Origin of the sequence: Martinezella calliandrae (genome assembly GCF_030272695.1) — a bacterium.
Lineage (GTDB): Bacteria > Pseudomonadota > Alphaproteobacteria > Rhizobiales > Rhizobiaceae > Rhizobium > Rhizobium calliandrae.
In genome coordinates this window covers 1-9,497 of the sequence record NZ_JARFYN010000105.1, presented here as the reverse complement: position 1 = coordinate 9,497, position 9,497 = coordinate 1, and the positions used below count along the sequence as shown (strand labels likewise).

Here is a 9,497-nt window from a genome sequence, read left to right as displayed (position 1 = left end):
CGCCGGGAGAAGCGCGAAGCATTCAATTACTCATAGAACCCGAGGCTCTGCCCATCTTGCGATAAGCTACCAAACCGTCAGAATCTCTGGGGAGCGGTATTAGTTGATGAGGGGCTCGGCCGCGACAAGCGGCGATGTCATACGGGCCGCTTCCTGGAATAGCATGTCGCGCATCCAGAGGCTTGCCGGATCACTGTTGTGAAGCGCATGCCATTGCACGGCTTCGGTGAACGGAAGATGCTGTGGCAGCGGAAGGTCGACAATTCGCAGGGGTATTGTTTTTGCGAAATGCTGCGCCAGCCGTAGGGGCATGGTTCCTATACGGTCAGTGTTGGACAGCACGGGCGCAATCATGCTGAAGCCGTGTACCACGACGTCGATGCGTCTCTTGCGACCGTGCTCGCGCAAATACCATTCCTCGAGGCCTGGCCTCCGGAAACTTCCGAACTTAGCGACAACGTGCCCCATCGACATGTATCTCTCGAATGTAAGTGGCTCTGCCAGCTGCTTGTTCGAGCGACAGCCTACGCACACGTGTAAATCGTCGAAAAGCCTCGCATGAGGATGGGCGTTCGACATGAATATTTCCGGCAAAATGAGAAGATCGACGTCGCCGCGCTGGAGAAGATCTTCATTGTGGTCGGCGGGGGGGAAAAATTCGAAGCTGACGCCGGGAGCTTCCCGCGCCACACGCTCCACGACTTTTTCAAAAAATACAAGCGTGACGTAATCGGAAAGCGCGATTCTGAAGCGACGATCCGATTGGGCCGGATCAAACGGCTGCCAGGAAATAATGGAGAGCTGAACTTGCAGCAGAGCCTCGCGCACCGCAGGCGCAATACCTTCCGCCCGCGGCGTCGGGATAAATTCGCGGCCCGTCATCGTAAACAGCTCATCTTGGAAATAGGCGCGCAGCCGGGCGACAGCCGCGCTCATGGCCGGCTGACTGAGATTGATGCTGTGCGCCGCCGCCGTGAGCTTACGCTCAGCCATCAAAGCGTCGAACACGACTAGGAGATTTAGATCAAGTCCCTTGAACCGCATGTGTCTCCATCTATCCATAGCGTGGATCTATGCTATCCAAACCCAACATCATTCTTCATTAGTAATACAAATTGACATTTTCACAGCGCAGAGAGCAAGTATGGAAATTTTCGTTCGCAAAATGCACATCGAATGCGAATTTGAACATGGCGCTGTCGGTTTGCGCACGGATACGCTGGGAGGATGGTTGCGCGGGCGACGGGGTTCGTTTCCATTCCGGACCAGCTTTTATCCGAAGAGGCAGCACCGATCCTCTGCGCCGGTATCGCAACATTCAATGCCTTGAAGAAGTCGGGCGCAGAGTCTGGCGATACCGTCGCCATTCTCGGTATCGGTGGTCTCGGGCACCTGGCGTTGCAATATGCTCGCAAGATGGGCTTTCGAGTGGTTGCGGCAGCTCGCGGCGACGATATCGCCCAGGATGCAATGGCGCTTGGCGCCCATCGCTACATCGATACGAATAAGGAAAACGCCGCCGAGGTTTTGAACGCGCTAGGGGGTGCGAATGCCATCCTGACCACGACCGGCAACCCGGAAGCCGTCTCGGCGCTGATGCCCGCCCTTGCGCCGGAAGGCCGCCTTGTCCTGCTCGGCGTCGGCAAAGATCCGCTGCCGGTGTCGACCGGCTACCTGGTTGGGGCCGAACGCGACGTCATCGGGTCGATTACAGGATCACCCTTCGAGAACGAGAGAACACTCGACTTCAGCGTTTTGGCCGGCGTGCGGCCGATGATCGAAACCATGCCGATCGAGCACGCGGCGGAGGCGGTCGAAAGAATGCGATCCGGCAACGCGAAATTCCGCATCGTGCTGACGATGGGACGCCAGACGAATGCGCATCATGACGATCTCACGAGGCCGGTCATCGTCCATTCGGCTAACCTGTGCTGGGTACCGAGCCCCGCGGCCGGGGTGAACCGACGGATGCTCTACCGCGTCGGCGGGGAAGTCGCCCGTGCGACCTCGATCGTGCGCTACGCGCCAGGCAGCGCTTTTCCGCGTCACGTGCATAGCGGGGTGAGGAAATTCTCGTGCTTGCGGGGGTGTTCCAGACGAGCACGGCGACCATCCGGCTGGGAGCTATTTCCGCTACCCGCCCGGCACATCCCATGTTCCCGCCTCGGAAGAAGGCTGCACGATCTTCGTGCGCCTTTGGCAGTTCCGAGAAGGCGACGCCGCGCAGATCATTCGCCAGCCCGGCGAGGGTAATGCAGCGCTCTTGCATGAAGGGGTCGACGCGACACGCGTGCTATTCGACGATGGACGGGAACACGTGTCGATCGAGCAGTGGCCGCTAAGCTCAACGATCGTGGTTGGAAATCAGCGGGGCCTCGAATTCCTGGTACTGGCCGGCAGCCTGGCGTTCCAAGGCGAAAAGCTTGAACGGCACTGCTGGGGACGCCTGCCCGCCGGCCAGCCACTCGAGGCCATGACGGCCGCGGAAGGCGCTCAAATCTGGATCAAGGACGCCCCTCTTGAGCACCCTGACGTTTTGCGGATGACTGACTGATTGCGGTGCGAGCGTCACAAACTCGAGGTGCATGAACCTCCGTGTTATGAGCAGAATTTATCGAACCATGAAGCAAGGCCATTTTTGATCTGACGTTCCTCGTGCTATCGCCGCGGGATCGCAAATTTGTCCCGCCATCCTGCCTGACCGTCAATCCTGCGAGCCGCTTGAAGCCTGTCACAGCCGCGCCCGCTTCTAACAGGCCAACGCTGTCGGGAGCCAGCTTCCCGGAGAGAGATAATGAGGAACACCAAGGTAGCGATTATCGGCGGAGGCTTGGCAGGACTGCACACGGCGCGACTGCTGCATGCGGCCGGGATCGAATTCCTGCTCATCGAGGCAAGAGCCACCCTCGGCGGCCGAATCGAGACCGTGAACGAGACAGGCCAGGCGGACGCAGACGGCTTCGACCTTGGACCGTCCTGGTTCTGGCCTCGAATGCAGCCTGCGATCGCCGCGCTCGTTGCCGAATTCGATCTGCCCACGTTTGCGCAGAACAGCGATGGCGAGGTGGTCTTCGAGCGGATGTCGCGGGAATCGGCAAAGCGCTATCCCGGACTGGATCAGGAGCCTGAGGCCCTGAGGTTCATCGGAGGATCCGCGTCGTTGGTTCGTGCGCTGGCGCAAGGCTTGCCTGAGGCCGCGCTGTGGTGCGGTGCGCAAGTCACCGCGATGCGTCTCAACGAAACCGGTGTCGAGCTGTCTTTGAGATTGGCCGACGGACGTACAGAGCAGATTCAGGCGTCACAGGTGATTGCGGCGCTTCCGCCGCGCATTCTGGAGGCGACCGTCCAGTTCGAGCCAGCCCAGGAGAAAGGCACGATCGAACTGTGGCGGCAAACGCCGACCTGGATGGCGCCACACGCCAAATTTTTCGCTGTCTACGATCGTCCCTTCTGGCGCGAGGCAGGATTCTCCGGGACAGCGCAAAGCATGGTCGGACCTTTGGCAGAGATCCATGATGCGACCACGTCCTCGGGCAAGGCTGCCCTGTTCGGCTTCGTCGGGATGGGAGCCGAACAACGTGCAGCAATCGGCGCGGACGCTCTGAAGGAGGCCTCGATCCGCCAGTTCACGCGCATCTTCGGGCCGCAAGCTGCCCATCCACGCGCGACCCTCTACAAGGACTGGGCTGCCGACCCGCTGACAGCGACATCCGCCGACTGGTTTTCCGCCGGCCACCCGAATGCCCCTGACGGCGGCTGGATCGCTGGCCCGTGGAAGGAGCGGCTGGTCCTGGCCGGGAGCGAGACGAGCCGAAGTGAGGCCGGCTACCTTGCCGGTGCCGTGCACGCATCTTCCCAAGCGGCCCGAGACGTCATTTCGAAACTCACGGTCGAGCAAAGCTGAAGGATTTGCCATGGGAATCGTCGATCAGGCGTTCCTCGACACAACCGCCGTGTCACAACATCAGAAACCACCACACGAAACGTCTGGGTTCGGACTGGGGCGCAGTAGTTAAGCGCGACAGAGCGATCGCCCGGGCTATGGTCGGCGGCCTGGTTGCTGCTGTGATAGCCCGCAGTTGGTCATCTGGACCCGCGAAGCAGTTCCAGGTCACCATTTTGCCGGCAGCTTCCTCAGTCAGGCCGCACTTGCGATGCTTGCTATTCCGATCCTGTTTACTCTTCCCCAGCCCTGAGCATCCAAGGCAGGTTCCGTCGATCAGGCAGCGGTCCGGCTGCTGTTGCAAATCCTGGCCTCGCCGCGCTATCTGCTCGCGGTCGCCAGGGGGTCGTTTCCTATGCACTTATGACTTTCGTGATGACGGCAGCACCGATGGCAATGGTCGGACATGGCCATTCGGTCGATTCCACAGCGCTTGGCGCTCAGTGGCATGTGCTTTCCATGCTCGGCCCGAGCTTCATGACGGGGCGACTTATGGCGCGCTTCCTTTTAGGGATCGGCTAGAACTTCGGCTTCATTGGCGCGACCGCGGTGGTTGCCGATTGCCACGCTCCATCCGAACGCGGCAAAGCGCAGGGCGCAAACGACTTTATGGTCTTTGGCACGTATTGCCGGCCCTCACATTCATTCTGGTTCCGACGGTATGGCACGCAGCCAGAATGCAGAATGCAGCCAAAACCCGTAAAGGGAAAGCGCCGATGTCTGTTTCTAAACGCCGGATCGATCATATCGTGCTTGCGGTCCAAGATCTGGAGGCCGCAGCTCGGTTCTATGAGCGGCTCGGTTTGAGGTTACGTCGCGCAATTCGCCACCCCTGGGGCAAGGAAAACCGGCTGGTCCAATTCGGCTCTTCCTTCGTCGGGGCGAGAGGACATCACCATGCGATGCCGCACGGAAGGAAAGACGCGAGACATGGTCGCCCACATGCACAAGTTCGAATAGCCGCTTCCAAGTATCGTGGCCTGAACATCTCCGACCGTCATTGACGAGAGGGACTCAAGGCGGCGCTGGGAAATTCGCTTTCCGCGATCACGGCGAAGGCGAACGTCCCCTCTCGCGGGCAAGCGCTAGAAAACCGTCGATGTATGATATGGTCTCCTCGCCGCGCCGGACACCCAGATTGATGTTTTTCCATATACCGGCATCGCCCACGCGTAGCGCGCGTATCGGCATTCCAACGGCGTCTTCCTGCAGCAGCCAGTCCGGTAGGACCGTAATACCCCTTTTCGCACAGACGAGTTGCAGCATCAGGTCGATGGTTTCGGCCGTGCGGTGCTGACGCGGCCGGCAATGGGCGGGAACAAGGAATTTGGTGTATATGTCCAGCCGCTCCAATGTGACCGGAACCGTGATCAGCTCCTCGTCAAGAAGATCCTGTGGCTGCACGCATTTCCTATCGGCAAGAGGATGCGTCGCATGCACCATCAGCACCAGCTCATATTCGAAAACAGGCGTAAAGAGCAGGTCCGGCGCGTCCACGGGATCCGGTGTGATCAGAAGATCGATTTCGTACCCAAGGAGTGCCTCGACACCGTCGAACCGGAAAGCCGTACGCACGTCGAAATCGACATCCGGCCACTTCTCGAGATAAGGTGTCGCTATCTTGGTCAGCCACCGCTGGCAGGGATGACATTCCATGCCAACACGAAGGGCTCCTCTCCTTCCCACAGCAAAATCGGTCAGGACCCGCTCGGCATGTTCCATCTGGGGCAGGACGCGTTCGGCCACAGAAAGCAGATATTCACCTGTTTGCGTCAATCGCAGCCCGCGGCCTGATTTCATCCATATCTTGATGCGGTGCCGTTCCTCGAACTTTGCGATCGTATGGCTCAAGGCGGATTGAGTGACGTTCAGCTTTTCGGCTGCCGCGGTAACACTGCCCCGACGGCTGACTTCTCTCAGAATTGCAAGATGCTGACGATCAAGCATTATGATACCCATTCATGAACCGATGGAAAAAATGCCATTTCTGCTCATAATGCACTGCTGCTAACCTCTTCGTCAACCAAGCTCTGCCCAAGCCTCGCGACGGACGAAAGGATATTCCAGTGATGAAGCCGGCAATCGCTCACCAACACTATGCCGATCATGGGTCGGCAACATTGATCTTCGACGAGATCATCGACCGCAAGAACAGCGACCCGATGAAATGAGCTTATGTCGAAAACCTTGCTGGCTTCAGGTAGGTCGCCGGCCGTCCACCGTCATCGCGAGGCAAATACGAGGCAAATCGCTTGGTCAGGCGGCCATTCGATGCCTCGTTCCTATAGACGTCCCGATGAATGATGACGTGCCCTCAACCTACGGATCGAGTTACACGAGCAGAGAAAGAAGAAGAAGAATAGCATCTCTGTCTACGTCGAGAGAAAAGCAGTAACGTGCAAAACCTGCTTGCGGAGGCACATACGCCCCGTTTTGGCGATTGGTCGAATGCGAACTACCGCATCTGACCGCGATCGGTGAACACACGCCGAGACAGTGTTGCTACAGACGCAAGACTTAAGGTTCCCTCAGCGGATAAATTGCGAGGCTCGGGTGGAACAAATGCTGACCGCGGCAAGTTCGATGCTCTGCCGGAGGCCAGTTGGCTGCCAATGTGGCCAGGTGGTGTCGTGTTGCCGTTAGCAGAAACCCCGTCCGGCTAACGGCACTTTTTTGTTCTTCTTAGATTTTGCCAGTAGCAAAGCGCCGGACCCGGGCGGTCAACCGCTGGCTTTCCGTCCTGGGCAGTGCGAGATGGCATCTTGTGTCGCGACACGCGATGTTTCTCATGTTTTGTGGAAGACGGTCCACACTGCGCGACGACAGGCCGCGCCTGAGTTCCATCAGGAAAGTCCCGCCGAGAAAGAGTTCGATATGCTCTTTGAACAGCCGCGCCCGCAGGCGATGACCGATCAGCCGCGAAGGGACGGAATAGAAGACCCTGCGTAGCGTGAAGCTTCCACTGCTGGTGACATGGACGATCTCGTCTTCGCCCTCGCTCTGACGTTGATCGGGAAGAGGCTGCAGGCTCTGCCGCTCGATGCCGATCTCCCTGGTGCGACGAGCATTGCGATGGCCGATGACTTCGTCGATGAAAGCCGCGAAACTGGCGATGTCGGCGAAGTCGGATGTCCCCCGCAAGAGCAAGGCATCCTCCAGTTCGCGCTTCAGGTCGCCATGCGATCCTTCGATCGCACCGTTCTCATGAGCAACACCGCGATTGTTGCGGCTGGGCTTCATGCCATAATGGGCGCAAAGCGCTTTGTATCGGACCGTCAGATCGTCGGCGGCATCGGCCTTGAGGTTCTTGAATGCCGCCGACAGGCTGTCGGTGCGATGGTCGCGCGGCGCCCCGCCAAGCGCCCAGAGCGCATTCTGCAAACCGCTCGTCAGGGCCGCGAAGCTCTCGCCGCCCTCGACAATCTCGGCATGTTCGAAGCCGCTATAGGCCAGGCGGAAATGGTAGAGCAGGTAGTCGAAATGCTGACCGCCGAGCGTCACCTTCAGTTCCGACGCATCGGTAAAATCCGAAAGACCCATGTGCCCCGGCTCGTGGACCTGCCGGAAGATCACCTCCTGGTCCTGCCCGTGGATGGCCCGCCACTCGCGTATCCGCCGTTCGAGCGTGCGGCGCACACCGGCATCAAGCTCGGGATGACGCTTACAAACTTCCCTGAAAATACCGACCGAACGCAGGCCGGGAGCTCGGCTGAGCATCGGCACCACTTCTTCGTCGAAAATGCCGTCCAGCGGGTCGACCCGTCGGCGTTCGCGTTTGGTCTTCTTCTCGCTCGGCAAGCGCGGATCGGCTTCGATGCGGTAACCCGTCGACGAACTGAACCCGGCCTTGGCCGCCGCGGCAGGAACACTGTGCTTCAATCTGTTTTGCATATATAGCCTCATCTGGAGATCGTTGATGTGCTGTCCGGGCATCCATTCTTCCTCTTGGTCGAAGAAGATTTGGACCGAACACATCGCGATTCTCTAGACGGCGTGGCCCTAAACCGGCCCGCCGTCGCCAGAAGCCTCACTTCGGTCGGGCTACGCCCTTCCTACGTGACGCTTCTGGCGACACTCCCACCCAGATTGACGCTGCTTCCATCCTGTTTGTCGCCGCGCAACTTGTCGCGAGCAGCGCATCGTCCTCAGTCACTGCGCTTCCTCAGAATGGAAAAGGCGGCATAGCTTAACGCGGGACAGTGTGTACGACTTTCCTTGTCTCAGTCTAAGCTAAATCTAAGGGTGCACTCCACCACTGTCCGGGGACCAGCGGAACCCCTGTTCCGCTTTTGCGAACCCTCTTCGCGGAGATGCAAAATCCATTCCCCTGGATGTCAGAAGCGATGGATCTCAAGAGAGTGAAGTTCGAACATTCGTTGTCGATAAGCGGTTTAGGGTCGTTGATATGCATCGAGCCAGAACTTGGCGATTTTCCGGGACACTCATCATGGTCAGGTGGTCGCCTGGAATTGGAACGGCATGAATGGCCTCTGCACTTAAAATCCGGTCCCAACCTCGCAAGGGCGAATGTGCTTCTGGACCTGTCGGAATTTTGCGAGATCGTGCCCGATGACTGATAGAGCTGTTGGCATAGAACTGGTGTATCTCAACCGGCAGAGATGGAACTTGATACATGTTCAGCGCCCTTCGGAACTGCGTGGCCCTCTCATACATCAAAATCTCTTTTTGGAGATCATGATCCAGCGGTAGCCCTCCAAGTTTCTGTACCATTTCGAGGAGCTGAGAAACTGAACTTTGGTCAGCGATCCGTTCGAGTATCTCGAAGGAGTCGTCATCTAATTCGACAGAGTCAAGAAGCACCTCTCGCATCATTTTGGCCGGCGATAGCCTTGACGGATTTGCAGGTAACACAACATCGATTAGAGCAATGAATGACACAGCGTCACCGGGACTTAGCAAGCAATGCGCAATTGCGTAAGCTAAGATTGCCCCTGATGAGTATCCGGCAAAGCGGTACGGACCCTTTGGCTGGATCTCTCGAATTGCCAGGCTTAGCTCCGCCGCCATTGCCTCGAGAGTTGGCGGACAAACGTCATTGAAAGGCGGCCATGGCAAAGCGTAGACAGGACATTCTACGTTCATTTCCTTCGCCAAACTCAGGACATAGGAGCAATCGCCCAAACCTGTGGGAACAAAGAACAGCGGCGGCTGCGATCCGGTTTCTCGAACGCAAATCACTCCCGGCCTGCTGGGTTGTGGTTCCAAATGAACCTTTGACGCAAGTTCCTTTAGAAAAGGGGCTTGGAAGAGGTTAGCGGCGCTCAGCTTGAACCCAAGATCGAACGCGCGACTGAGCAACTGCACCGCCAAGAGGGAGTGGCCGCCGAGCTCAAAGAAATTGTCATGGCGTCCGACCCGCTCGATCCCGAGAAGCTCCGTCCAGATCTGAGCCAGCGCCGTCTCGATCTCGCCCTGCGGTGCCTCATAGGGGGCCCGCGCATAGGCGTCGTCGTCGGGAACGGGCAGCGCCTTGCGGTCGAGCTTGCCGTTCGGTGTCAGCGGCAGGGTATCGAGCCGCACGAAGGCCGACGGC

At 58.5% G+C, this 9,497-nt stretch carries 7 protein-coding genes and 2 pseudogenes; 4 read left to right on the top strand and 5 right to left on the bottom strand.

The genetic code is table 11. The features are described 5' to 3' along the window. Window positions 1–99: 99 nt before the first annotated feature. Window positions 100–1,044 carry a LysR family transcriptional regulator gene (locus tag PY650_RS35400; protein ID WP_285884713.1) on the bottom strand — a complete coding sequence of 315 codons (945 nt, stop codon included), beginning with the start codon at window positions 1,042–1,044 and terminating at the stop codon, window positions 100–102. A gap of 183 nt (window positions 1,045–1,227) precedes the next feature. Here PY650_RS35400 and PY650_RS37255 point away from each other — a divergent pair. Then, window positions 1,228–2,146, top strand: a pseudogene (locus PY650_RS37255) (zinc-binding dehydrogenase); the annotation flags it as partial. Between the two features lie 198 nt (window positions 2,147–2,344). Here the strand turns inward: PY650_RS37255 and PY650_RS37250 are convergent. Continuing rightward, window positions 2,345–2,587 carry a hypothetical protein gene (locus PY650_RS37250; protein WP_349644546.1) on the bottom strand — a complete coding sequence of 81 codons (243 nt, stop codon included), beginning with the start codon at window positions 2,585–2,587 and terminating at the stop codon, window positions 2,345–2,347. Window positions 2,588–2,794: 207 nt separating this feature from the next. On the opposite strand from PY650_RS37250, the gene PY650_RS35385 reads away from it, so the two are divergent. From PY650_RS35385 to PY650_RS35375, 3 genes are all read left to right on the top strand, one after another. Beyond that, window positions 2,795–3,904: a flavin monoamine oxidase family protein gene (locus PY650_RS35385; protein ID WP_285884712.1), complete on the top strand. Its 1,110-nt coding sequence runs from the start codon at window positions 2,795–2,797 to the stop codon at window positions 3,902–3,904. Window positions 3,905–4,318: 414 nt separating this feature from the next. Next, window positions 4,319–4,465 (top strand): hypothetical protein, encoded by a 147-nt coding sequence (locus PY650_RS37590; RefSeq protein ID WP_432761625.1) that lies wholly within the window; start codon window positions 4,319–4,321, stop codon window positions 4,463–4,465. A gap of 155 nt (window positions 4,466–4,620) precedes the next feature. After that, window positions 4,621–4,947 carry a VOC family protein gene (locus tag PY650_RS35375; protein WP_349644548.1) on the top strand — a complete coding sequence of 109 codons (327 nt, stop codon included), beginning with the start codon at window positions 4,621–4,623 and terminating at the stop codon, window positions 4,945–4,947. Window positions 4,948–4,990: 43 nt separating this feature from the next. On the opposite strand, the gene PY650_RS35370 is transcribed toward PY650_RS35375, so the two are convergent. The 3 genes and pseudogenes from PY650_RS35370 to PY650_RS35360 form a co-directional block, all read right to left on the bottom strand. After that, window positions 4,991–5,890, bottom strand: a complete 900-nt coding sequence (locus PY650_RS35370; protein WP_285884711.1) for a LysR family transcriptional regulator — start codon at window positions 5,888–5,890, stop codon at window positions 4,991–4,993. 881 nt (window positions 5,891–6,771) lie between these two features. Next, window positions 6,772–7,876 (bottom strand): annotated as a pseudogene (gene istA, locus PY650_RS35365) (IS21 family transposase); the annotation flags it as partial. Between the two features lie 417 nt (window positions 7,877–8,293). Then, window positions 8,294–9,497: thioesterase domain-containing protein (locus PY650_RS35360; RefSeq protein ID WP_285884710.1), on the bottom strand; the 1,204-nt coding region annotated here is incomplete at its 5' end.

What these genes read in the sequence shown, in the direction of transcription:
- PY650_RS35400 (WP_285884713.1), bottom strand. Translation starts at nt 1,044, where the DNA reads ATGCGGTTCAAGGGACTTGATCTAAATCTCCTAGTCGTGTTCGACGCT.
- PY650_RS37250 (WP_349644546.1), bottom strand. Translation starts at nt 2,587, where the DNA reads ATGCACCTCGAGTTTGTGACGCTCGCACCGCAATCAGTCAGTCATCCG.
- PY650_RS35385 (WP_285884712.1), top strand. Translation starts at nt 2,795, where the DNA reads ATGAGGAACACCAAGGTAGCGATTATCGGCGGAGGCTTGGCAGGACTG.
- PY650_RS37590 (WP_432761625.1), top strand. Translation starts at nt 4,319, where the DNA reads ATGACGGCAGCACCGATGGCAATGGTCGGACATGGCCATTCGGTCGAT.
- PY650_RS35375 (WP_349644548.1), top strand. Translation starts at nt 4,621, where the DNA reads ATGCAGAATGCAGCCAAAACCCGTAAAGGGAAAGCGCCGATGTCTGTT.
- PY650_RS35370 (WP_285884711.1), bottom strand. Translation starts at nt 5,890, where the DNA reads ATGCTTGATCGTCAGCATCTTGCAATTCTGAGAGAAGTCAGCCGTCGG.